We start from the raw sequence: 23,878 nt of genomic DNA, 5'->3' as shown, positions 1-23,878 counted from the left end.
ATTCAGGGCCCGATCGATGGGCCCTGAATAACCGGCTCATGCCCATGGCGGCGCATCGCCATCGTATGATCGAACCAACGCACTAACTCGCTGCGTAATTCGGCCGGCAACGCCGCCTGATGATAACCGGCTATCGCCCCGCCCAGCGACAGCAGCACTCGTAGCCCCAAATTAGTCTGCTGTTTCAATAAACGGAGATAGCTGCGTTTGGCGCCATGCAGCCGCAGGTCATAAGCGTTGCGAATGCCCGCTCGCCACAGCAGACGTTCCATATTGACGTCAATATTCGGCAATGCCTTCAGTCGGCCGTGATCGCCAGCCTTAAGCCGCTGCTCCCGGCGCGCCTCCCTGACAGCTTGCCAGGCCAGCCCCACCAGCTCGTTGCGTTCCCGCCACAGCGACTCGTCAACCCAGTAATAACGCAAGGTAATGGGCACACCGCGTTTGGAATAGACCATATTGACCATTCCGCGGGCGCGAAAGGCGGGTTCCATGCTTGCCGTAGCCCGCAAATACAGCTCACCTTCCGCTATCACCGCAAACATGACGCCCTCAGCCAGCAGACCGTAACCGCCGAACTGCGACCGAGTCGTGATGGCCCCCAATGCCGCAAAGCAATTTTTAGCCTGCGCGATTCTTCTCGTCGACATCCTTTTCATAGCGTTCCTCCTTTTTAGGTTCTGGCCTTTAGGTTCTGGCCGTATTATTTCTCTCATCAATGAAAAAAGTAACGTGAACAACTAATTAGAAAAATACGCACTATCCGTCCGCCTGCCAATCACAAAAACCGTCGGTACAAAAAATGATCGCAATTATGCGAGCCGCTACGAAAATTTGGGTTGATCTTATCCTAAATCAGGGATACTGTATAAACATACAGTAACACGACGGGCGGGAACTTTATGCGTACTCAATCACTCTACCAACCTCATTTCGGCCATGGCTCTTATACAACGCGCAATGTTGCGAAGAACACGGATGTCGGCAAAGAGAATGGCTTGATCAGTGAACTTGTTTACAACGAACGCCAGCCCGCAGTGGCTCAACTGCTGTTGCCCCTGCTGCAGCAACTGGGCAAGCAGTCTCGCTGGCTTCTGTGGCTCACGCCGCAGCAAAAATTAAGCAAACAATGGCTGCAGCAATCCGGCCTGCCGGTGGATAAAGTGGTGCAATTGAGCCAGATCAGCCCGGTGAATACGGTTGAGGCAATGGAAAAAGCGCTGCAAACGGGGAATTACAGCGTGGTTCTCGGCTGGTTGCCCGAGCTAACGGAGGAGGATCGTCTAAAATTAAGACGTGCGGCAGAATTGGGTAACGCATACGGGTTTATCATGCGTCCACAACGTGACATTAGCCCGACTCACGGACAGTGTTCTACCCTAAAAATTCACTCTTCTTTGTATCATTAAGTAAATTTAGGATTTTTCCCATCATTTTCGCACCCCGTAAAGGGAACCTTTGCGGGATAAGGCAAAAAGCTAGTCCGGCCGCGGTTTGGCAAGGGAAAATGCCCTGTTGATCGCCGTTTTTTTGAGCTGAGAATGTTAGCAAATATGTACGATTCTGCGTTTTTTTTTAGAGCCTTATCACATCACACTTGTAACTTTCGCGCCACGTTGTAGACTTTACATCGCCAAGGTTGCTCTATAACGTCAGAAAAACTGGCGAGTAACAAACGAGGGCTTAAACCTTGGCGAAGGAATTTAACCAAGGGCTTAAAACAGCTTTAAAGCTCATTGCCTATTTGGATGATAACGAGGCGCAAAATGAAAAAGACAGCTATCGCATTAGCAGTGGCACTGGCAGGTTTCGCTACCGTAGCGCAAGCCGCTCCAAAAGATAACACCTGGTACACCGGTGCTAAACTGGGCTGGTCCCAGTACCATGACGTTGGCTTCTACGGCAACGGTTACCAGAACGGTATCGGCAACGGCCCAACCCACAAAGATCAGCTGGGTGCAGGCGCGTTCCTGGGCTACCAGGCAAACCAATACCTGGGCTTCGAACTGGGCTATGACTGGCTTGGCCGTATGCCTTACAAAGGCAGCGTGAACAACGGTGCTTTCAAAGCGCAGGGCGTTCAACTTGCCGCTAAACTGAGCTACCCAATTGCTGACGATCTGGACATCTACACTCGTCTGGGTGGTATGGTATGGCGCGCAGACTCCAAAGCTAACTACGGCAACGGCACTCGCCTGAGCGACCACGACACCGGCGTTTCTCCGCTAGCTGCTGTTGGTGTTGAATACGCACTGACCAAAAACTGGGCTACTCGCCTGGACTACCAGTTCGTAAGCAACATCGGTGATGCAGGTACCGTTGGTGCGCGTCCAGACAACACCATGCTGAGCCTGGGCGTTTCTTACCGCTTCGGTCAGGATGACGTAGTTGCTCCAGTTGCTCCAGCTCCAGCTCCGGCTCCAGTTGTTGAAACCAAGCGTTTCACTCTGAAGTCTGACGTACTGTTCAACTTCAACAAAGCAACTCTGAAGCCACAAGGTCAGCAGGCTCTGGATCAGCTGTACACCCAGCTGAGCTCCATGGATCCTAAAGACGGTTCCGTAGTTGTTCTGGGTTACACCGATGCAGTAGGTTCCGCTCAGTACAACCAGAAACTGTCTGAAAAACGCGCACAAAGCGTTGTTGACTACCTGGTCTCCAAAGGCATCCCGTCAGACAAAATCTCTGCACGTGGCATGGGCAAAGCTGATCCAGTTACTGGCAACACCTGTGGCTACAAAGCTGGTCGCGCTACCAAAGCTCAGATCGAATGCCTGGCACCAGATCGTCGCGTAGAGATCGAAGTTAAAGGTATCAAAGACGTTGTAACTCAGCCTCAGGGCTAAGTTTACTCGCCTAATAAAAAACCCCGCAATGCGGGGTTTTTTTTCGTCCTTTTTTTGTCAGAGCATTCAAGGCCTGGTGCAACGAAGGCGCTCTGCCCCGTTTACTTAGGTTCTTTGCCGAGAATCGCCTTCAGGTCTTCTTTCAACGACGACATCTGATTCGCATACTTCTCTTTGCGCTCAGCATCTTCGATAAGCTGCACGACGGTTTCCGACAGCGTCACGCCGCGACGACGCGCCAGGGCAGCCAAACGTTGCCAAACCAAAAACTCCAGATCGATAGATTTTTTACGCGTATGCTGGTGTTCTGCGTTAAAATGACGTTTGCGGCGGGCGCGGATCGTTTGTTTCATCCGGTTATCCAGATCCGGATTCATATGAGCGGCAATCCATGCAAGTACCTTTACCGGCTCATTTTCCAGCTTCAGCAGCTCGTTAACCGCTTCCTGAGCAGCGCTGTTTTCAATGTAGCGGGTAATGAGTTCCCCTTCCCGGTGCTTCTTCACCAGGTACTTCCATTTCCAACCGCTCTCCAGATTTTCCAGTTGCTGATATTTCATCTTGAGCTCTTCAGTGACCGCGTAACTTCAAATAAGCATAACAGCTTTACGCCGAATTTCCCCGGCAATTAAGCCGTCTTTTAGACTGTTTTTTGCACAGTCATCGCGCGATGTCAAACTCCCTGATGCCAACTGGCACTCCACATGTATCAAGCTGCCGTTATTCTTGTATAATCGCCCTTTCCCTTTTTAACGATTGCATCTAACACTTTGACCAATAACCGACTTGAATGGCAATCTTTATTGCCGGACGTAACGCCTTATCAGGCGATATTTGATACCGCCGCTCAGTTGGCACCCGTGCCCTTTTCCGCCATTCAGCCTCGGCTGGAAAATGCCCTGACGCTATTTTGTCACCCCCAATCGCCACCGCGATTCATGCTGTTGAAAGCGCAAGAAACGCGAGAATACCTGGAACTGATCGCTAACGCCGTCAAACCACTGCTGCCGCAAAACACGGCATGCCGCGGCAGCCACTATGTCATTCAGGATGGCAAGGTCAGCGTAGAGCCTGCCAGCCATGGCGATGAACCTTTCGCTGCCGGCGGTGCTTGCGTGTTCCAAGAGTGGATTGAACCGGAGCAGCTGTTTGGTTGCGTGCGGATCCACAATGGCGACATCACTCTGCAGCCCGGCCTGGTGCACCAGGCCAACGGCGGTATTCTGATCCTGTCAGCCCGGGCGCTGCTGGCCCAGCCGTTGCTCTGGCTGCGGTTGAAGCAAATGATCGGCCAGCGTCAGTTCCATTGGGTTTCGCCTGACGAAACCCGCCCGCTGCCGGTCGCTATTCCGCCGATGCCGCTGGATCTGCGGCTGATTGTAGTCGGCGACCGCCACGGCCTGGCCGATTTCCACGATATCGAGCCAGAACTGAGTGAACAAGCGGTCTATGGCGAATATGAAAACGATCTGCAACTGACTGAAGTTGATGATATGGCGCAGTGGTGCGGCTACGTCAACGGTGTGATCGCCGAGCGGCAGTTACCGATGTTGGCGGCCGATGCCTGGCTGCCGCTGATCGTTCAGGCGGTGCGTTATAGTGGCGATCAGGGCATCCTGCCACTCTCTCCGGTTTGGCTTGGGCAGCAGTTGTCCGAAGCTGCACTGTACGCCGAAGAAGACCGCATTACGGCCAAAGCGTTTGAAGCGGCATTGAATGCCCGCGAATGGCGTGAAAGCTATCTCGCCGAGCGTATGCAGGATGAGATCGAACTGGGTCAGATCCTGATCGAGACCGAGGGTGAAGTGGTTGGGCAAATCAACGGCCTGTCAGTCCTGGATTATCCCGGCCACCCACGCAGCTTCGGCGAACCGTCGCGCATCAGTTGCGTTGTGCATCTCGGCGACGGCGAATTTACCGACGTCGAACGCAAGGCCGAGCTGGGCGGCAACCTGCACGCTAAAGGTATGATGATCATGCAAGCGTTCGTGATCGCCGAACTGGACCTGGATCAGCAGTTGCCCTTCTCCGCCTCGATCGTTTTTGAACAATCTTACGGTGAAGTGGATGGCGACAGCGCCTCGCTGGCTGAACTGTGCGCCCTGATCAGCGCCCTGTCACAGCAGCCGATCACACAACAGATCGCCGTCACCGGCTCCGTTGACCAATTCGGCAACGTACAGCCGATAGGGGGCGTTAACGAAAAGGTCGAAGGTTTCTTCGAGGTTTGTTTACGCCGCGGCCTGACGGGCAAACAGGGCGTCATACTGCCCGTGACCAACGTGCGCCACCTGTGCCTGCGTCAGGATGTCGTTGACGCAGTGCGCGAGGGGCAATTCCACCTGTGGGCGGTAGAGAGCGCGGCGGAAGCCTTGCCTTTGCTCACCGGTTGCCTCTACTCTGACGAACAACAGCCGAATTTGTTGGCGGCCATTCAGGAACGGATTGCGCAGGTGAGCCTGCAGGAACGCCGCCGTCCATGGCCGCTACGCTGGCTCAACTGGTTCAACCACGGCTGATCGGACTTGTTCAGCGTACACGTGTTAGCTAACCTGCGTCCTTCATTAAAATAAGGCTTACTGAGAACATGGTAGATAAACGCGATTCCTATACGAAAGAAGACCTCGAAGCATCCGGCCGCGGCGAGCTGTTCGGCGCCGGTGGCCCACCGTTGCCGGCGGGTAACATGTTGATGATGGACCGCGTGGTCAAAATGACCGAAGACGGCGGGACTCACAACAAAGGTTATGTGGAAGCGGAGCTGGATATTAATCCGGACCTATGGTTCTTCGGTTGCCACTTTATCGGCGATCCGGTCATGCCGGGCTGCCTAGGCCTGGATGCGATGTGGCAGCTGGTCGGTTTCTACCTCGGTTGGCTCGGTGGCGAAGGCAAAGGCCGCGCGCTGGGCGTCGGTGAAGTCAAGTTCACCGGCCAGGTGCTGCCGACCGCGAAAAAGGTAACCTATCGTATTAACTTCAAACGCGTCATCACCCGCAAGCTGATCATGGGCGTCGCCGATGGCGAAGTGCTGGTTGACGGTGAAGTGATCTATACCGCCACCGATCTGAAAGTGGGCCTGTTCAAAGATACCACCGCGTTCTAATCACGCTGACGAGAAGGCGGCCACTGCCTTCTCTCTAACGTTCTTCGCATGCCGTCATGTTCGACGTGATGGCATTTCTTTCTCTTATCCTTTCCCGGCTTTTCAAAGACTCCCGCCCCTCTTTTTAGCCGCCGTTAGCATCATCTTATTATTCAGTTCTCATCAAAGAGGATTAGGGCCGATAGCGAAGATGCACTGTGGGGCGATATGAAGACGCTGGGTGCTCCTTATTTCATCGCCCGACATCGAAATGTCTTCCCCCACCGCTCTCTGCCCTATGCTTACCCGAAGCGGCCAAAGCAACAGGCAGCCTGAAAGGCGGCCTCCCTCAGTACCCGCATCGGTGCGATAGCGGTTTTTTTGCATCCGGTTATTCTCTTGCCCCTCAAGATCCTCTAACATGACTAGCATATTAACTACAATAATTGTACTTAGTGAGAAAGGTATGCAAAAAACCCGCTTTAGCGACGCGCCTTGCCCCGTAGCGCGTGCATTGGATCGCGTGGGGGAATGGTGGAGCATCCTGATCCTTCGCGATGCTTTTCAGGGGCTGTCCCGGTTCGACGAATTCCAACAAAGTCTGGGGATGTCACCCACGCTACTGGCGCGTCGCCTGAAGGATTTGGTGGCCCACGGCATTCTGTATAAAGAACGTTATCAAACGCGGCCGGCGCGCTATCACTACCTGCTTACTGAGCGCGGCAACGATTTTCTCCCGGTGTTGGCGGCGCTCTCACAATGGGGCAACAATCATCTGACCGACGGGGACGTCAGCGCCCTGTTGGTCGACGGACGCAACGATCGGCCGATCCAAGTCCAGTTGGTCAATCGTGATACCCAACAGCCGGTGCCGCCGCAGTTCATTACGCTGGCGCCAGGGCCGGCGGCAAGCGACGGCATACATCAACGCGCCGAACTGATGCGGCAGCGGCGCCTCGCCGATTTACCCGAATTTACCAAGGAGCCATCATGAGCAATCGTCGTATCGTCATTACCGGCATGGGCGCCGTTTCACCGCTAGGGTGCGGTGTTGAAGCCATCTGGCAGCGTTTGTTAAGAGGAGAATCCGGCATTCGAGCGTTGCCTGACGAGATCGTTGCAGATTTACCGGTCAAGGTCGGAGGGCAGGTCCCGGCGCTGGCGCAAGATGCTGAAGCGGGCTTCAACCCCGACGCCTCCGTCGCCCCCAAGGACCAAAAGAAAATGGACCGCTTTATCCTGTTTGCTATGGCGGCGGCGGACGAAGCCATTCGTCAGGCCGGCTGGATAGCCGATACGGACGAAAAACAAGAGCGCACAGCCACCGTCATTGCCTCGGGTATTGGCGGTTTCCCGGCGATTGCCCAGGCGGTGCGCACAACCGACAGCCGCGGCGCCAAGCGGCTGTCGCCGTTCACCATCCCCTCATTCCTAGTCAATCTGGCGGCCGGCCACGTTTCAATCAAACACCACTTCAAGGGGCCGATTGGCGCGCCGGTCACCGCCTGTGCCGCCGGCGTGCAAGCCATTGGCGACGCAGTGCGTATGATCCGCAATGATGAAGCCGATATCGCCGTGTGCGGCGGTACCGAAGCCGCGATAGATACCGTCAGCCTGGGCGGGTTCGCCGCCGCGCGCGCCATGTCCACCGCTCCGGCCGAATTGGCGCAACAGGCCTCTCGGCCCTTCGACAGCGCCCGGGACGGATTTGTCATGGGGGAAGGCGCCGGCATGCTGGTCATTGAAACGCTGGAACACGCGCTGGCGCGCGGCGCCACCCCGCTCGCGGAAATCGTCGGCTATGGCACCAGCGCCGACGCCTACCATATGACATCCGGCGCTGAAGACGGTAACGGCGCCTATCGGGCGATGAAAATCGCGTTGAAGCAGGCGAACGTCGTTCCCGAGGAGGTACAGCATTTAAATGCTCACGCGACGTCGACACCCGTAGGGGATTTGGGCGAAATCAACGCCATCAAACACCTGTTTGGCACGGCCGGGACTGTCGCCGTGACCTCAACAAAATCAGCGACCGGGCACCTGCTGGGCGCCGCCGGCGGGCTGGAAACCATCTTTACCGCCTTGGCTCTGCGCGATCAGATAGCCCCTGCCACGCTAAATCTGGATAACCCCGACCCGGCGGCGGCAGGTTTGCATCTGGTCGCGAAACAGGCGGAATCGATGAACATGATCTACGCCTTATCAAACGGCTTCGGCTTTGGCGGCGTGAATGCGAGTATTTTGTTGAAACGCTGGCGGGATGAATAAGCGCCTGAAACAAAAACCTCCGCCAAGGGGCGGAGGTTATTCCTTTTATTTGACAGGGAGCCGCTTAAGCGGTCACAGCCCTGTCTTCCATGGCTTCTCGCCAACCTCCCAGCCATTGAGACCGGGCGTCCACTGATGATTGGTAGGGACAATGTTCCCTGGAACGCCCTAAAATACCTGCCTGATACCCTCTCGAATGCGCCCTTTCCAGACGATCGCGTTTCTGTCTCTTCATGCCTCGTTTCCCTCATTTTGGTCTGGTGGAAAGAAAACAATGGCTGCTTTTTGCGCAGCCACGAGTAATCAATAGCGCTAAAAGAAGAGAAGATCAATGCGCAAAATTCACGCCAATGTCATATTTGTGAGCTACGCCCGAGGAAAATGCTAAGTGGCTGATCTGCAGGGGAAGGGGTTAACCAATTGAAATAAAATAGAAATCCCTGCCAGCGAGAAAAAACGACTTTTCACGCCGACAGGGATTAGACGATTTTAGACCAAATTATGACTAAATGCCGCCCATCTGTGCTGCGATAGCCTGGGCTTCCTGCTGCCACCCCTGCGCCAGAGTGCGCACCAGGGCATCATAGCCGTCTTCACCCTGTTTCAGCTCCAGGTTGAAAGGCCTTTTGATCAAACGCCCCTGGCGGTTCAGCACCCACTCGCCGCGAATGATCGCTTTCCCGTCAAAGCGGCCGTGGAAGCCGCTGATGGTCACGTTCAGCACATCCTGATCGCTGCTCATCGGCTGCGAAGAGACCACCCACCCCGGCAGCGCGCTGCTCAGGTTGGTGACCAGCGTTTGCTGCAGCTGCTGATCGAGCGGGCTGGCCCACAGGTTGTTCTGGGCTATCACATACTGCACGTCGTTGGTCTGATACACCACGCCGCTCTGCGCCAGATAATCCGCCACGCTCACGTGCTCCAGCCACAGCTGGCGCGTGGAGGCGGCGCTGCTGCCGGCCGCGGCCGGCGCGCCCAGCGCCGGCAACTGATAGTAAGTCTTCTGTGGCGAACTGCTGCAGGCGCTGAGCAACAGCGCCAGGGCTACCGGGATCCATTTCATCATTTCGTGGCCTTCTTCGGCTGAGGGTCATTGCTGCCGGCGGCTTCAAACACCAGCGCGTTGCTCTTCTCATTCAGGGTGCGCAACACCGGTTGCAACTCACGCAAGACCTGATCGAGGCGCTGCATGTCGCCCACCATCTTGTTGTAAGCCGGTGAACCAGGCTGGAACCCTTTCATGCTGCGATTCAGCTCCAGCAGAGTTTTCTGCATGTCCTGCGGCAGCGCCTGCATCTCTTTGCTGGCGATGATGTCGTTCAACGACTTCATGGTCTGCTGCGTCGACTTCATGGTTTTCTGGCTTTCCGCCAGCGTCTTGGTCGCTTCGCTGATCATCGGATTGATCGGCATCGAATTAATCTTATCCAACGTCTGCATCAGTTTCTGCTGGATCTGCGCCAGACCGCCGCTGGTGGTCGGCATCAGCGGATAACCGAACAGCTCGCGCGGCCCTTTCCACGGTTTTTCCTGCGGATAGAAGTCGAGATCGATGTACAGCGAACCGGTCAGCAGGTTGGCGGACTTCATCGAGGCGCGCATGCCGCGGGATTCCGCATCTTTCAAGTGCCCTTCAATATCGAAGTTGCCGCCCAGCTGTTTCTGGAAGCGATCCGGCTCGATGCGGATCAGCACCGGAATGCGGTAATCGTTATCCAGACGCTGCGCCATGCCGTCTTTATAGAACGGCACCTGCGCCACCGTCCCCAGACGGATGCCGCGGAACTCGACCGGCGCGCCCGGCTGCAGGCCGCGTACCGAGTCGGAGAAGAACAGCAGGTAGTCTTTATGCACGGTATACAGCGAATCCTGCGTGCTGCGCTGGTTGTCGAACAGCCGGTACTCCGCTTTCTCTTTCGCCTGCTCACCGCGATCCCAGCCGTCCGGCACATCGAAGCTGACGCCGCCGCTGAACAGCGTGGTCAACGAGCCCATCTCCACCCGCATGCCCTGTGCCGACATGTCAAACGCCACGCCGCTGTCTTTCCAGAAGCGCACGTTGGTGGTGACCAACTGATCGTAAGGCGCAGTGATGAACAGCTGATAGCGCATGGCGCGCTCTTTAGGATCGAAGTAGCTGGTTTCCACCGACCCGACGCGATAGCCTCGGAACAGCACCGGATCGCCGGCGTTGAGCTGGCCTGACTTCTCGCTGTCCAGCACGATGCGCAACCCTTTGGCGTCCGGGGAAGCCAGCGGCGGCGCATCGAGCAGCTGATAGTTGTCTTTGCCGTCTTTGCCTTTGTTGCCCGGCTGCAGTTCGATATAGGCGCCGGAGAGCAGCGTGCCCAGCCCGGAGACGCCTTCACGGCCGATCTGCGGCTTCACCACCCAGAAGGCGGAATCCTGGCGCAGCAATTTCTCCATGCCGGAATTGAGACGCGCCTGCACCATCACCTTGCTCAGGTCATCGCTCAACGTGACGGTTTCCACCACGCCGACGTCAACGCTGCGGCTTTTGATTTTGGTTTTACCCGCTTCCAGCCCTTCCGCCGTCGTGGTCACCAGCGTCACCACCGGCCCCTGATGGCTGAAGTGGTAAAACAGGATCCAGGCGCCGATCAGCGCGGTCACGATGGGAATGATCCACACCGGCGACCAGCGTTTGATCTTCTCGACGTCCGCGACGCTATGATTATTTTCCGTCACCTTGCGGCTCCTTGTTTATTGTTTCACTTGCGCGATCCCAGGTCAGCCGGGGATCAAATGTCATGGCGGCGAACATGGTGAGGATCACCACCAGCGCGAACAGCACGGCGCCCGTCGCGGGATAAATGCTCATCAACTGCCCCATTCGCACCAACGCCGACAACACGGCGATCACAAACACGTCGATCATTGACCAACGACCAACGAATTCGACCACTTCATAAATCAGATGCATACGCTCGCTGTCGGCGCGCGGTTTCTTCCTGCCGTTCGCATCCCAGCACAGCCAACCGATCGCCAACATTTTCAGCGACGGCACCATGATACTGGCGATGAAAATCACCATCGCTACCGGATAAGAGCCGTCCCCCCACAGCAGGATCACCCCCGCCATGATGGTGGAATTCATCTTGTTACCCAGCGCCTCGGTCACCATGATGGGCATCAGGTTGGCCGGAATATACAGCATGACAGAGGTCACCAGCAGCGCCAGCGTCCACTGCAGGCTGTGGCGGCGACGCACGTAGCCCTTGGTGTGGCAGCGCGGGCAGCGCACCTGATCGGCCGGCAGGATCGCCGTGCAGCACGCGCAGGAGCGCACGCCCTGGCGCATGCCGGTGCGCCCCACCGTCAGCGGGCGATTAAGCCGCGGCGCCGGTTCGATATCCTGCCACAGCCAGCGCCGATCCACGCACTGGAAAGCGCGCACCTGCAGCAGACAGAACAGGCAGTAAGGCACGAAGCTGCTGCCGATGCCGATGTCGCCGTAGGCCATCAGCTTGACGAAGCTGACCAGCACCCCGGCGAGGAAAATTTCCACCATGCACCAGGTCTTGAACTGGAACAGCACCCGGGCCATCCACTCTTTGAGACCCAGCGGCAAGCGCACCCTGGCGCACAGCAGGATGATCGCCACCATGCAAAACGCCGGGATCAGCTGCACGAACACCATAAACAAGGTGGCCATGCTGGCGTAGTCTTCCGCCACCATGACTTCCGGGATTTGGATCAGCCGGATTTCGTTGCCGAGGCCGGCGACGCGCATGTTGATAAACGGGAAAATGTTGGCCAGCACCAGCATGAACAAGGCGCTGAGCGCGTAACCGATCGGCCGCTTGCGCGGCTCGTCCCAGCGGGCGCTGAGCGTGGTTTTGCAGCGCGGGCATACCGCTTTGCTGCCATAGGCCAGCGGCGGCAGCGCCACCAGCATGTCGCACTGCGGGCACAGCATCAGGTTATCCTGCTGCGCCGCCGAGGGTGCGGAATGACTATGCTGCTGATGATTGTTGTGGGAACACACCATATTCCTCCTAAATAACGTTGCTCACCGGCACGTCGATACCGCCCGCAGCAGCGCGCGGGCGGTATCGCAACGGTCAGCCGTTTTTCATCGCTTCCAGCTCTTCCCAGCGGGCGAAGGCCTGCTCGAGCGCCTGCTCGGCGTTAGCCAACGCCGTCAGCACTTCTTGCGTTTCGCTGTGCGGCCGCGTGAAGAAGTCGGCATCGCTCATCTGCGCCTGCAGCGCTTCGATTTCCGCTTCCAGCTGTTCGAGCCGCTGCGGCAGCTGTTCCAGTTCGCGCAGCAGGTTGTAACTCAGCTTGGCCGTCGCTTTCTTCGGCTGTTCGGCCTTTTTCTCCGCCGCCGGTTTGCTCGCGCTCGGCGCCGCCTGACGAATCGGTTTCGCTGTCGCGCGCTGGTGATGCGCATCGTAGTAACCGCCGACGAAGGCGTTGATCACGCCATTGCCTTCGAAGATCCAGCACTCGGTCACCGAGTTGTCAACGAACTGACGATCGTGACTGACCAGCAACACAGTGCCCTGATAGCCGTCGATCAGCTCTTCCAGCAGCTCCAGCGTTTCGACGTCGAGATCGTTGGTTGGTTCATCGAGGATCAGCAGATTGCTCGGTTTCAGAAACAGCTTAGCCAACAGCAAGCGGTTACGCTCACCGCCCGACAGCGCCTTCACCGGCGTCATCGCGCGTTTCGGGTGGAACAGGAAGTCCTGCAGGTAGCCCAGCACGTGGCGAGGACGGCCGTTGACCATCACTTCCTGCTTGCCTTCCGCCAGGTTGTCCATCACCGTGCGCTCCGGATCGAGATCGGCCCGGTGCTGGTCGAAATAGGCCACTTCCAGCTTGGTGCCGCAATGCACGCGGCCGCTGTCGGCTTTCAGCTGACCGAGCATCAGTTTCAGTAGCGTGGTTTTGCCGCAGCCGTTCGGCCCCACCAGCGCAATCTTGTCGCCGCGCTGCACCTGGGCGGAGAAACCGCGCACCAGCACCTTTTCGCCAACCTGATAATTGACGTCTTCCAGCTCGAATACGATTTTGCCGGAGCGGGTCGCCTCTTCCACCTGCATCTTGGCGGTGCCCATCACTTCACGGCGCTCTGAACGCTCGACGCGCAGCGCCTTCAGCGCGCGCACGCGGCCCTCGTTGCGGGTGCGGCGCGCCTTGATGCCCTGACGGATCCAGACCTCTTCCTGCGCCAGCTTGCGGTCGAACTCGGCGTTTTGCAGCTCTTCCACCCGCAGCGCTTCTTCTTTGCTCTGCAGGTACAGATCGTAGTTACCCGGCCAGGAAACCAGCTTGCCGCGATCCAGATCGACGATGCGCGTCGCCATGTTGCGGATAAACGAACGGTCGTGCGAGATGAAGACGATGCTACCGTCGAACTCTTTCAGGAAACCTTCCAGCCAGTCGATGGTTTCGATATCCAGGTGGTTGGTCGGTTCGTCGAGCAACAACACGCGCGGCGAGCTCACCAGCGAGCGGCCCAGCGCCGCTTTGCGCAGCCAGCCGCCGGACAGCGAGGAAAGCTCTGCGTCGCCGTTCAGCCCCAGCTGCAGCAGCACTTCGCTGATGCGGCTGTCGAGCTGCCACAGCCCCTGGTGATCGAGGATCTCCATGATTTGCGCCATGCGCGCCAGGTTTTTCTCGCTCGGGTCGCTTTCCACCAGGTGGGAGATCGCGTGATACGCCTTCAGGTGTTCCGCCTGCTCCGCGACGCCTTCCGCCACAAAGTCGAATACGCTGCCGCCGATATTTCGCGGCGGATCCTGTTGCAGACGCGCCACGATCAGATCCTGTTCGTAGATGACCCGGCCGTCATCCAGCGGGATCTCTTTGCCGAGGATCTTCAGCAGCGTGGATTTGCCGGCGCCGTTGCGCCCGACCAGACACACGCGCTCGTTGTCTTCGATATGAATTTCGGTGTTGTCTAACAATGGCGCATCGCTGAAAGAGAGCCAGGCGCCGGACATGCTGATTAACGACATAGTAATTATTTTCCTTCGCCGGCGTGAGTCACCAGCCAGCAGTTGTGGATCTGACGGTTACGGGCAAAATCCTGCGACAGCGTCTTGGCGGTGATCTCTTTCGCCTCCAGGCCCAGCGCACTCAGCCCTGCCATATCCATTTGGAAACCGCGCTTGTTGTTCGAGAACATGATGGTCCCGTTGCGGCGCAGCAACCGTTTCAAATCTTTCATCAGCGCCAGGTGATCGCGCTGCACGTCAAAGGTGTTCTCCATCCGCTTGGAGTTGGAGAACGTCGGCGGATCGATGAAGATCACGTCGAACTGTTCATTGGCATTGCTCAGCCACGACAGGCAGTCGGCCTGGATCAGCCGATGCTGGCGGCCGGTCAGGCCGTTGGCGCGCAGGTTCTTCTCCGCCCATTCCAGGTAGGTGCGCGACATGTCCACCGTGGTGGTGCTGCGCGCGCCGCCCAGCCCGGCATGCACGCTGGCGGTGCCGGTATAGGCGAACAGGTTGAGGAAGTCCTTGCCGCCGCTCATCTCGCCCAGCATACGGCGCGCAATGCGGTGATCGAGGAACAGGCCGGTATCGAGATAGTCGGTCAGGTTGACCCACAGCTTGGCGTTATACTCTTCCACCAGCAAGAACTCGCCCTTCTGCGCCAGTTTCTCGTACTGGTTTTTGCCCTTCTGCCGCTCGCGGGTTTTCAGGATCAGCTGATTCGACGGCAATTCCAGCACCGCCAGCGTCGCGTTGATCACATCGAACAGGCGCTGACGCGCCTTCTGCACATCGACGGTTTTCGGCGGCGCATACTCCTGCACCACCACCTTGCTGCCGTAACGGTCCACCGCGACGTTGTATTCTGGCAGATCGGCATCGTACAGGCGGTAGCATTCGATGCCTTGTTGCTTCGCCCACTTGTCGAGCTTCTTCAAATTCTTGCGCAGACGGTTGGCGAAATCTTCCGCCACCTGCACGCCGCCGGTAGCATTGCCGGCCGGGCTTGCCGCCAGCTGATAGTTTTTCTGCACGCACTCCAGCGGGCCGTTCTTCGCCTTAAACTGGCGCTCGGCGCGCAGCTGCAGGCAGCTCAACAGCTCCGGCGAGGCGCTGAACAGCGAAAGCTGCCAACCGCCAAAGGCGCTTTTCATCACGCGGCCCAGCATGTTGTGCAGCGCGATCAGCGCCGGTTCGCTTTCCAGACGCTCGCCGTACGGCGGGTTGCTGATCACCGTGCCGTGCGGGCCTTCCGGCAGCGGGTTGGTCAAGCGCGCGACGTCGCCGACGTTGAAGGTGATCAGCTCGGCGACGCCGGCGCGGCGGGCGTTGCCGCGCGCCATCTCAATCACCCGGCGATCGATATCGGAACCGAAGAAGCGAGAGGTAGTTTCCTGCAGGCCGCGACGCGCGCGCACCTGCGCTTCGGTGGTGACTTCACGCCACAGTTCGGCGTTGTGACCATTCCAGGCGCTGAAGCCCCAGTGTTGACGGTGCAGGCCCGGCGCGCGATCGGCGGCGATCATCGCCGCTTCGATCAACAGCGTGCCGGAGCCGCACATCGGATCGAGCATCGGCGTGCCCGGCTGCCAGCCGGAACGCAACACGATGGCGGCCGCCAGGTTTTCCTTCAACGGCGCCTGGCCGGTGAGATCGCGGTAGCCGCGCTGGTGCAGGCCTTCGCCGCTCAGATCGAGCGCCACGCTGGCCATATCGCGTTGCAGGAAGACGTTAACGCGAATGTCCGGCTGCTGTTTGGCAACCGTCGGGCGTTGGTCGAGCTTACGGGTGAAGCTGTCAACGATGGCGTCTTTCACCTTCAGCGCGCCATACTGGCTGTTGCGGATCTCTTCGTTCACGCCGCTGAAATGCACGGCGAAGGTTTTATCCACGCCAAAAATGCTCGGCCAGTCAATCGCCTGCACGCCGAGGTACAGATCCAGGTCGCTGTGCACGCGGAATTCGTTCAGCGGCAACAAAATGCGCGAAGCCAGGCGGCTCCACAGCAGGCTTTGGTACAGAAGACGATCGTCACCCTGAAAATGTACCCCGCCCTGCACCACTTTGCAGTCGTGAGCGCCAAGCGTTTCCAGCTCGCTTTTTAACAGTTCTTCCAATCCACGCGCCGTGCTGGCAAACAGAGAGTTCATATCGTACTTATCACCAAAAAGAAAATTGTTGCGCATTATAGCTAATCCGCACCGCTTGTCATAAAGTTGCTCCCTTCTATTTAATCATCGCACGGAGATAAGGGTGATCACGCTTTCCAGACTCTACGTCCATCCGGTTAAATCACTGCGCGGCTTGCAGCTTTCCTACGCCCAGGTCGGCAGCAGCGGTCTGGCCTTTGACCGCAACTTTATGATCACCGAACCGGACGGCACCTTTATTACCGCGCGCCAATATCCGCAGATGGTGTTGTTCACGCCGGCGCTGTTGCCGGACGGGCTGTTTCTGACCGCGCCGGACGGTGAAAGCGCCGCCATTCGCTTCAGCGACTTCGCGGCCACGCCGCAGCCGACCGAGGTGTGGGGCAACCATTTCACCGCGCTGATCGCGCCGGATGAGATCAACCGCTGGCTGAGCGGCTATTTCCAGCGCGACGTGCAGCTGCGCTGGCTGGGGCCGGAGCTGACCCGCCGGGTCAAGAAACACCCTGAAATCCCGCTGACGTTTGCCGACGGCTACCCTTATCTGCTGATTAACCAAGCCTCGTTCAACGACCTGCAGCAGCGTTGCCCCGGCAGCATCAAGCTGGAACAGTTCCGCCCCAATCTGGTGGTGAGCGGCGCTACCGCCTGGGCTGAAGACGGCTGGCAGGTGATCCGCGTCGGCGATGTGATGTTCGATCTGGTGAAACCCTGCAGCCGCTGCGTGCTCACCACCGTCAGCACCGAGCGTGGCCGCAAGCACCCGAGCGGCGAACCGCTCAGCACGCTGCAAAAATTCCGCTCCGCCGACAACGGCGACATCGATTTCGGCCAGAATATGACCGCGCGCAACAGCGGCATCATTCGCGTGGGCGATACGGTGGAAGTCTTGTCAACCAAGCCGCCGCGCCCTTATGGCGCAGGTAAAGTGGTGGAGAGCGTGCAGGCGCCGCAGGACAGCGCGCACAGCGTCACGATCGAATATGAAGGAAAGGTATTTACCGGCAATAACCAGCAGATCCTGCTCGAACAACTGGAACAGCAAGGCATTCGCGTGCCTTACTCGTGCCGTGCCGGGATTTGCGGCAGCTGCCGCATTACATTGCTGAGCGGTGAAGTCGCGCCCCTGAAGAAAAGCGCGCTGGGCGACAACGGCACCATCCTGTGCTGCAGCTGCATCCCGAAAACTGATTTGACGTTGGCGTAATCCGCCTTATACCGCCCTGTCGTAAGCCGGGGCGGCGCTTTCATCCTGCGCGCAAGGTTTCAGCCGATCGTGCATCACCTTGATAGCGTCGCCCAAGACCATGGTGCGGCCGGCGACCGTCAGCTGATTTTGCGCCAGCAGGCACAGGCTGGCATTATCCCCGGCCTCCACCACCAGCAGGCGCGCTTCCGCGCCGCTTTCCATCACTTTCACCGCCGCCAGCTCGCCGTTTTTCGGCTGCAACGGGTAGTGCTGCTGCGAGAAATGCCAGCTCTTCGGCATCAGCGGTTTCAGGAAGCGGTAGGCGACCAGCGCATTCAACACCAGCTCGGCGCGCTGTTCATGGCTCAGCTTGACCTGCTTGCACTGTTCTTCATAGGTGAAATAAAGGGCGGCGTCATCCACGCAAAAAGCGCATTCATCGAAGGCGTCCGGCGTTAACATTTTGGCCGGGAAACGTGAACGAAAGATCATACCATTAGCTAAATCCAGCATTAGCCGATCGTGTTCGGCATCAAAATACCAACGCCAATTATCGTCAGGTTTTATCTTCATTTCGTATCCTTCTCGCTGCCCATGCCAACGCCGCACTCACCCTAAAAGGCGATTTTATCACCGATGAAATAGCTTAAACATCGGATAATTCCGCGAACGATATTTAAGCTAACGAACAAAATATAGACGAGCCGGGGGCAGAAATAAACCCCCGGAATAAAATGAGAGGAAAAATATTAGATATGGGTAACGATATCTTTAATCAAACGCGGGCCGTGATAGATAAATCCGGAATAAATTTGCAGCAGGCTCGCGCCGGCCTCCATTTTTTCGCGCGCAGCCGTCAGCGAATCGATGCCGCCTACGCCGATAATCGGCAGACGCCCTTGCAGTTCGGTGGAGAGGCGACGGATCACTTCGGTACTGCGTGATTGCAACGGACGCCCACTTAACCCGCCCGCTTGTTCGCAGTAATTCAGCCCTTGGATCAATTTTCGATCCAACGTGGTATTGGTGGCGATCACGCCATCGATATTATGCCGCACCAGGCTATCGGCAATTTGGATCAATTCTTCTTCAGAAAGATCCGGCGCGATCTTTACCGCTACCGGCACATATTTGTGATGGCGCGCATGTAATTCCTGCTGCTTATTTTTAATCGCAGCCAAAAGATCGTCCAACGCTTCGCCATACTGTAAGGATCGTAACCCCGGCGTATTCGGTGAAGAGATGTTAATCGCGATATATCCGGCATACGGATAAACTTTATCCATGCAGATCAAATAATCGTCTTTGCCCTGCTCGACCGGCGTGTCTTTATTCTTGCCGATATTGATCCCAAGAATGCCGCCGAAATGGGATTTCTTAACGTTTTCAACCAGATTGTCCACGCCATGGTTATTGAACCCCATGCGGTTAATCAGGCCTTCCGCCTCAACCACGCGGAACAAGCGCGGCTTGTCGTTGCCCGATTGCGGACGCGGCGTCACGGTGCCGACTTCCACATGGCCGAAGCCCATCGCGCCGAACGCATCGATGCATTCGCCGTTTTTATCCAGACCGGCGGCCAATCCCAGCGGGTTTTTAAACGACAGCCCCATGCAGCTGACCGGTTTGGTCGGCACGGACTGACGGACAAGAAACGCTAATGGGGTGCCGGTAATACGGCTGAGCTGACGAAAGGTCACTTCGTGCGCGCGCTCCGGATCGAGCTGGAACAACGCTTTCCTGATGAGGGGGTAGTACATGGACTCTCCTGATTTCCCGGTTGCAAACCGGGGGCGTATTATCCGGTATCCCCCGCCTAATTGGAATTGATTAAAAGCAAAAAAAGCCGTTTTTACGCAATCGTTTTCCCTCTTCATCGCCAAATCGGCGCCAATCCGCTTTTACGCATATCCAAATCAAAAAATGAGATTTAAAAAACGCGCCCGGTTGCTGGTAGGTTTAAAACACTTCCCATTAATTTTCTAATTAAACCTAACTTTTAGTTATAAGGAGTGGCAATGCGCGTTATATCACTGGCCGGTAGCCCACGCATCCCATCACGTTCCGCCGCGCTGCTCTCGCTGAGTCAGAACTGGCTGCGGCAACAAGGGGTGGAGGTGACGGCCTATACCCTGCACGACTTCGATGCCGAAGATCTGCTGTACGCCAACTTCAACAGTCCGGCGATCAAGGCGTTTGCCGACCAGCTGGCGCAGGCCGACGGCCTGCTGATTTCCACGCCGGTTTATAAAGCGTCGTTCTCCGGCGCGCTGAAAACCCTGCTGGACCTGCTGCCGGAACGCGCGCTGGACCATAAAGTGGTGCTGCCGCTGGCGACCGGGGGGTCTGTCGGCCACATGCTGGCGGTGGACTATGCGCTGAAACCAGTGCTGGCGGCGCTGAAAGCGCAAGAGGTGCTGCACGGCGTGTTCGCCGACGACAGTCAGATCCAGCTGACCGGCGAAAGCGCCACGCTCACCGACGCCGTGGCCGCCCGGTTGGAAGAAGCGCTCGCCAGTTTCTATCTGGCGCTTGGGCGCCGCAAACCGCCCGCGCTGCGCGTCGCCTCGCCGCTGACGGCGCGTCAAACCGCCTGAAATGCCTGGAAAAGGAGAGCCTGAATGAAACAACGCAACGCTTTGCGACGTTGGCTGAACGCAGCGGCCTTCACCGGCCTGCTGTCGCTGGTCTGGGCCAACGCCGCCGTCGCGCAGGATCCGGCGCAATTTCGCATCGGTTACCAGAAAGGATCGGTGAGTCTGGTGCTGGCGAAAAGCCACCGGCTGCTGGAGGAACGCTTCCCCGCCACCCGCATCAGTTGGATTGAATTTCCTGCCGGCCCGCAGATGCTGGAAGCCTTGAACGTCGGCAGCATCGATCTGGGCAGCACCGGTGATATTCCGCCGATCTTCGCGCAGGCCGCCGGGGCGGATCTGCTGTATGTCGGCGTTGAGCCTCCCAAACCGAAGGCGGAAGTGATCCTGGTGCCGGAAAACAGCCCGATCAAAACCGTCGCCGATCTGAAAGGCCATAAGGTCGCATTTCAGAAAGGATCCAGCTCACACAACCTGCTGCTGCGATCGCTGCAAAAAGCCGGCCTGAAATTTACGGATATCCAACCCGCCTACCTGACCCCCGCCGATGCGCGCGCCGCATTCCAGCAGGGCAACGTCGATGCCTGGGCTATCTGGGATCCTTATTATTCCGCCGCGCTGCTGCAGGGCGGCGTTCGGGTGCTCGGCGACGGCACCGATCTGAACCAGACTGGTTCCTTCTATCTGGCGGCGCGCCCTTATGTCGAAGCCAATGGCGCCTTTATCAGCCAGGTCCTGACGGTGCTGACCCAGGCCGATGCGCTCACCCGCAGCGACCGGGCGCAAAGCGTGACCTTGCTGGCCAACGCCATGGGGCTGCCGGAACCGGTGATCGCCAGCTATCTGGATCACCGTCCCCCGACCGCCATCACACCGCTCGATGCGCATACGATCGCTGCGCAGCAGCAAACCGCCGACCTGTTTTACGCCAACCGGCTGGTGCCGGTGAAGGTCGACATCTCGCAACGCATCTGGCGCCCAAGCGCGCAATAAATACGGGAGAGCATTGACGATGAGCCTGAACGTTTTCTGGTTTTTACCCACCCACGGCGACGGCCACTATCTTGGCAGCGCACAGGGCGCTCGCAGCGTCGATCACGGTTACTTGCAACAAATCGCCCAAGCGGCGGACCGGCTGGGATTCGGCGGCGTGCTGATCCCCACCGGTCGCTCTTGCGAAGACTCCTGGCTGGTGGCCGCCTCGCTGATCCCGGTCACCCAGCGGCTGAAATTTTTGGTCGCGCTGCGGCCGGGTATCATCTCCCCTACGCTGGCGGCGCGTCAGGCGGCGACGCTGGATCGCCTGTCCAACGGCCGCGCCCTGTTCAATCTGGTCACCGGCGGCGATCCGGAAGAGCTGGCGGCGGAGGGGTTGCATCTCAGTCATGAAGAGCGTTACGAAGCCTCGACCGAGTTCACTCATATCTGGCGCCGGGTGCTGGAAGGTGAAACCGTCGATTTCCACGGCAAGCATATTCAGGTGAAAGGCGCCAAACTGCTGTTCCCGCCGGTGCAGCAACCGCGCCCGCCGCTCTATTTCGGCGGATCCTCCGCCGCCGCGCAGGATCTGGCCGCCGAGCAGGTAGAAATGTACCTCACCTGGGGAGAGCCGCCGGCGCAGGTCAAAGAGAAGATCGAAGAGGTGCGCGCCAAAGCGACGGCGAAGGGCCGGCAGGTACGCTTCGGCATCCGTCTGCACGTCATCGTGCGGGAAACTACCGAAGAGGCCTGGCGCGCCGCCGATCGGCTGATCGCTCACCTCGATGAGGAAACCATCGCCAACGCGCAGCAGGCCTTTGCCCGCTTCGACTCCGTCGGCCAACGGCGCATGGCGGCGCTGCACGGCGGCAAGAAGGATAATCTGGAGATCAGCCCGAACCTGTGGGCCGGCATCGGCCTGGTGCGCGGCGGTGCCGGCACCGCGCTGGTGGGCGATGGCCCGACGGTCGCGGCGCGCATGCAGGAATACGCCGATCTGGGCATCGACACCTTTATTCTCTCCGGCTATCCGCATCTGGAAGAGGCCTACCGCGTCGGCGAACTGCTGTTTCCTCACCTCGATCTGGCGCAGGAGGAAACGCCCGCGCGCCTTCAACCGGTGCGCCCGCAGGGCGAAGTGGTGGCCAACATCTATGTTCCGCAAAAAGTGTCGCAGAGCTGAGGAGCGCCCCGATGGCAAAGAACGCGCAACGCATCCTGTACCGGCTGGCCCCTTGGGCGCTGCCGCTGGCGCTGGTGATCATCTGGCAAGTCGCCGTCGAAACCGGCTGGCTGTCCAACCGCATTTTGCCGGCGCCGAGTGCGGTGCTGGCCGCCTTCTGGCGCCTGAGCCAAAGCGGCGAACTGTGGCAGCACCTGAGCATCAGCAGCCAGCGCGCGTTGATCGGCTTTGGCATCGGCGGCAGCATCGGACTGATTCTCGGCTTTATTACCGGGCTGTCGCGCTGGGGTGAACGCCTGTTGGACAGTTCGGTGCAAATGATCCGCAACGTGCCGCACCTGGCGCTAATCCCACTGGTGATCCTGTGGTTCGGCATCGATGAATCCGCCAAGATCTTTCTGGTGGCGCTCGGCACGTTGTTCCCGATTTATCTCAATACCTATCACGGCATCAAAAACATCGATCGCGGCCTGCTGGAGATGGCGCGCAGCTACGGTCTGAGCGGTTTTCGCCTGTTCACGCAGGTAGTGCTGCCGGGCGCGTTGCCGTCGATTATGGTCGGCGTGCGTTTCGCCCTCGGGTTCATGTGGTTGACGCTGATCGTCGCCGAAACCATCTCGGCCAACTCCGGCATCGGTTATCTGGCGATGAACGCGCGTGAATTTCTGCAAACCGACGTGGTGGTGGTGGCGATCGTGCTGTACGCCCTGCTCGGCAAGCTGGCAGACGTGGGCGCACAACTGCTGGAACGCGTCTGGCTGCGCTGGCATCCGGCCTATCAACTGAAACAGGGAGAAGCGCTATGACCCTTCCCGCTCGCCTTGCGCAAGGCACGCCGGTGACGCTGGAGTCCATCGGCAAACGTTACGGCAACCGCACCGTGCTGGATAACATTCAGCTGCGCATCTCCGCCGGGCAGTTCGTGGCGGTGGTCGGCCGCAGCGGCTGCGGCAAGAGCACCCTGCTGCGTCTGTTGGCCGCCCTGGAACAGGCCAGCAGCGGCGCGCTGCTCAGCGGCAATGCACCGCTTGCCGCCGCCAAAGAGGATACCCGGCTGATGTTTCAGGATGCGCGCCTGTTGCCGTGGAAAACGGTGATCGACAACGTGGGGTTGGGGCTGCGCGGCCACTGGCGCGACGCGGCGCTGCAGGCGCTGGCCGCGGTCGGTTTGGCGGATCGCGCCCGCGACTGGCCGGCGGCGCTGTCCGGCGGACAAAAGCAGCGGGTCGCCCTGGCGCGCGCGTTGATCCACCGCCCCCGCCTGCTGCTGCTGGACGAACCGCTCGGGGCGCTGGATGCCCTGACGCGCATCGAGATGCAAGGGCTGATAGAATCGCTGTGGCAACAGCACGGTTTTACCGTACTGCTGGTGACGCACGACGTCAGCGAAGCCATCGCGCTGGCGGATCGGGTGATCCTGATTGAAGAGGGCCACATCGGACTGGATCTGAGCATCGATCTGCCGCGGCCACGCCGCAAAGGCTCGGCCAGGCTGGCGGAACTGGAAGCTGAAGTGCTGGAGCGGGTGTTATCGCCGCCGGTCACCGCGGCCAGCCCACGCCAGGCGGCGAATTGAACGAAAAAAGGGACGGCGCAGGCCGTCCCTTTGGGTA

Annotated in this window: 22 protein-coding genes; 12 read left to right on the top strand and 10 right to left on the bottom strand. The window is 58.5% G+C overall.

What is annotated here, in order from left to right; all coding sequences use genetic code 11:
* Positions 1-2 precede the first annotated feature (2 nt).
* Positions 3-659 (bottom strand): TfoX/Sxy family DNA transformation protein, encoded by a 657-nt coding sequence (locus tag ACJ8IP_RS00575; RefSeq protein ID WP_046686788.1) that lies wholly within the window; start codon positions 657-659, stop codon positions 3-5.
* 243 nt (positions 660-902) lie between these two features.
* Here ACJ8IP_RS00575 and sulA point away from each other — a divergent pair, with 243 nt between their 5' ends.
* Together sulA and ompA are read left to right on the top strand one after the other, a co-directional pair.
* Complete coding sequence (gene sulA / locus ACJ8IP_RS00570; protein WP_033642592.1) at positions 903-1,409, top strand: SOS-induced cell division inhibitor SulA; 507 nt, start codon at positions 903-905, stop codon at positions 1,407-1,409.
* Between the two features lie 357 nt (positions 1,410-1,766).
* A complete protein-coding gene (gene ompA / locus ACJ8IP_RS00565; RefSeq protein ID WP_046899347.1) occupies positions 1,767-2,846 on the top strand; it encodes a porin OmpA in 1,080 nt (359 codons plus the stop codon).
* Between the two features lie 101 nt (positions 2,847-2,947).
* On the opposite strand, the gene matP is transcribed toward ompA, so the two are convergent.
* Positions 2,948-3,406, bottom strand: coding sequence for a macrodomain Ter protein MatP (gene matP / locus ACJ8IP_RS00560; RefSeq protein WP_033642591.1), 459 nt, complete (start codon positions 3,404-3,406; stop codon positions 2,948-2,950).
* A gap of 210 nt (positions 3,407-3,616) precedes the next feature.
* On the opposite strand from matP, the gene ACJ8IP_RS00555 reads away from it, so the two are divergent.
* From ACJ8IP_RS00555 to fabF, 4 genes are all read left to right on the top strand, one after another.
* Positions 3,617-5,365 (top strand): AAA family ATPase, encoded by a 1,749-nt coding sequence (locus tag ACJ8IP_RS00555; RefSeq protein WP_187181464.1) that lies wholly within the window; start codon positions 3,617-3,619, stop codon positions 5,363-5,365.
* A 68-nt stretch (positions 5,366-5,433) separates the two neighbouring features.
* Positions 5,434-5,952: a bifunctional 3-hydroxydecanoyl-ACP dehydratase/trans-2-decenoyl-ACP isomerase gene (gene fabA / locus ACJ8IP_RS00550; protein WP_004928144.1), complete on the top strand. Its 519-nt coding sequence runs from the start codon at positions 5,434-5,436 to the stop codon at positions 5,950-5,952.
* A 445-nt stretch (positions 5,953-6,397) separates the two neighbouring features.
* Entirely contained in the window at positions 6,398-6,925 is a 528-nt protein-coding gene (locus ACJ8IP_RS00545) for a winged helix-turn-helix transcriptional regulator (protein ID WP_033650691.1), read from the top strand.
* The gene (gene fabF / locus ACJ8IP_RS00540; RefSeq protein ID WP_182073915.1) at positions 6,922-8,199 is read left to right on the top strand and encodes a beta-ketoacyl-ACP synthase II; all 1,278 of its coding nucleotides are present in this window, start codon (positions 6,922-6,924) and stop codon (positions 8,197-8,199) included. The genes ACJ8IP_RS00545 and fabF overlap by 4 nt, the downstream gene beginning before the upstream one ends.
* A 64-nt stretch (positions 8,200-8,263) precedes the next feature.
* On the opposite strand, the gene rmf is transcribed toward fabF, so the two are convergent.
* The 6 genes from rmf to rlmKL form a co-directional block, all read right to left on the bottom strand.
* On the bottom strand, positions 8,264-8,434 hold the full coding sequence (gene rmf / locus ACJ8IP_RS00535; RefSeq protein ID WP_004928150.1) for a ribosome modulation factor: 171 nt from the start codon (positions 8,432-8,434) through the stop codon (positions 8,264-8,266).
* Positions 8,435-8,704: 270 nt separating this feature from the next.
* Positions 8,705-9,265 carry a membrane integrity-associated transporter subunit PqiC gene (gene pqiC / locus ACJ8IP_RS00530; protein ID WP_108680405.1) on the bottom strand — a complete coding sequence of 187 codons (561 nt, stop codon included), beginning with the start codon at positions 9,263-9,265 and terminating at the stop codon, positions 8,705-8,707.
* Positions 9,262-10,908 (bottom strand): intermembrane transport protein PqiB, encoded by a 1,647-nt coding sequence (gene pqiB, locus ACJ8IP_RS00525; protein WP_033642587.1) that lies wholly within the window; start codon positions 10,906-10,908, stop codon positions 9,262-9,264. The genes pqiC and pqiB overlap by 4 nt, the downstream gene beginning before the upstream one ends.
* Positions 10,895-12,208 carry a membrane integrity-associated transporter subunit PqiA gene (gene pqiA, locus ACJ8IP_RS00520; RefSeq protein ID WP_369825817.1) on the bottom strand — a complete coding sequence of 438 codons (1,314 nt, stop codon included), beginning with the start codon at positions 12,206-12,208 and terminating at the stop codon, positions 10,895-10,897. The genes pqiB and pqiA overlap by 14 nt, the downstream gene beginning before the upstream one ends.
* Before the next feature lie 76 nt (positions 12,209-12,284).
* Positions 12,285-14,189, bottom strand: coding sequence for an ABC transporter ATP-binding protein (locus ACJ8IP_RS00515; protein ID WP_442524272.1), 1,905 nt, complete (start codon positions 14,187-14,189; stop codon positions 12,285-12,287).
* A gap of 5 nt (positions 14,190-14,194) precedes the next feature.
* Positions 14,195-16,321 (bottom strand): bifunctional 23S rRNA (guanine(2069)-N(7))-methyltransferase RlmK/23S rRNA (guanine(2445)-N(2))-methyltransferase RlmL, encoded by a 2,127-nt coding sequence (rlmKL, locus tag ACJ8IP_RS00510; RefSeq protein WP_198793196.1) that lies wholly within the window; start codon positions 16,319-16,321, stop codon positions 14,195-14,197.
* A 103-nt stretch (positions 16,322-16,424) separates the two neighbouring features.
* Here rlmKL and ACJ8IP_RS00505 point away from each other — a divergent pair, with 103 nt between their 5' ends.
* A complete protein-coding gene (locus tag ACJ8IP_RS00505) occupies positions 16,425-17,528 on the top strand; it encodes a YcbX family protein (RefSeq protein ID WP_089191467.1) in 1,104 nt (367 codons plus the stop codon).
* A 6-nt stretch (positions 17,529-17,534) separates the two neighbouring features.
* On the opposite strand, the gene ACJ8IP_RS00500 is transcribed toward ACJ8IP_RS00505, so the two are convergent.
* Positions 17,535-18,083 carry a cell division protein ZapC gene (locus ACJ8IP_RS00500; RefSeq protein WP_004928171.1) on the bottom strand — a complete coding sequence of 183 codons (549 nt, stop codon included), beginning with the start codon at positions 18,081-18,083 and terminating at the stop codon, positions 17,535-17,537.
* Positions 18,084-18,259: 176 nt separating this feature from the next.
* The gene (gene pyrD / locus ACJ8IP_RS00495) at positions 18,260-19,270 is read right to left on the bottom strand and encodes a quinone-dependent dihydroorotate dehydrogenase (RefSeq protein WP_060421813.1); all 1,011 of its coding nucleotides are present in this window, start codon (positions 19,268-19,270) and stop codon (positions 18,260-18,262) included.
* A 258-nt stretch (positions 19,271-19,528) separates the two neighbouring features.
* On the opposite strand from pyrD, the gene ssuE reads away from it, so the two are divergent.
* Genes ssuE through ssuB form a run of 5 tightly spaced genes read left to right on the top strand, consistent with a single transcriptional unit; the run spans position 19,529 to position 23,841 of the window.
* A complete protein-coding gene (ssuE, locus tag ACJ8IP_RS00490) occupies positions 19,529-20,107 on the top strand; it encodes an NADPH-dependent FMN reductase (RefSeq protein ID WP_033642583.1) in 579 nt (192 codons plus the stop codon).
* A 24-nt stretch (positions 20,108-20,131) separates the two neighbouring features.
* On the top strand, positions 20,132-21,097 hold the full coding sequence (locus tag ACJ8IP_RS00485; RefSeq protein ID WP_033642582.1) for a sulfonate ABC transporter substrate-binding protein: 966 nt from the start codon (positions 20,132-20,134) through the stop codon (positions 21,095-21,097).
* A gap of 19 nt (positions 21,098-21,116) precedes the next feature.
* Complete coding sequence (gene ssuD / locus ACJ8IP_RS00480; RefSeq protein ID WP_164106146.1) at positions 21,117-22,265, top strand: FMNH2-dependent alkanesulfonate monooxygenase; 1,149 nt, start codon at positions 21,117-21,119, stop codon at positions 22,263-22,265.
* 11 nt (positions 22,266-22,276) lie between these two features.
* Positions 22,277-23,071 (top strand): aliphatic sulfonate ABC transporter permease SsuC, encoded by a 795-nt coding sequence (gene ssuC, locus ACJ8IP_RS00475; RefSeq protein ID WP_033650683.1) that lies wholly within the window; start codon positions 22,277-22,279, stop codon positions 23,069-23,071.
* The gene (gene ssuB / locus ACJ8IP_RS00470) at positions 23,068-23,841 is read left to right on the top strand and encodes an aliphatic sulfonates ABC transporter ATP-binding protein (protein ID WP_442524271.1); all 774 of its coding nucleotides are present in this window, start codon (positions 23,068-23,070) and stop codon (positions 23,839-23,841) included. The genes ssuC and ssuB overlap by 4 nt, the downstream gene beginning before the upstream one ends.
* Positions 23,842-23,878: the final 37 nt, after the last annotated feature.

The sequence above is a fragment of the Serratia sp. CY52157 genome (assembly GCF_052168495.1).
Classification (GTDB): domain Bacteria; phylum Pseudomonadota; class Gammaproteobacteria; order Enterobacterales; family Enterobacteriaceae; genus Serratia; species Serratia ureilytica.
This window is presented reverse-complemented; position numbering and strand designations above follow the sequence as displayed.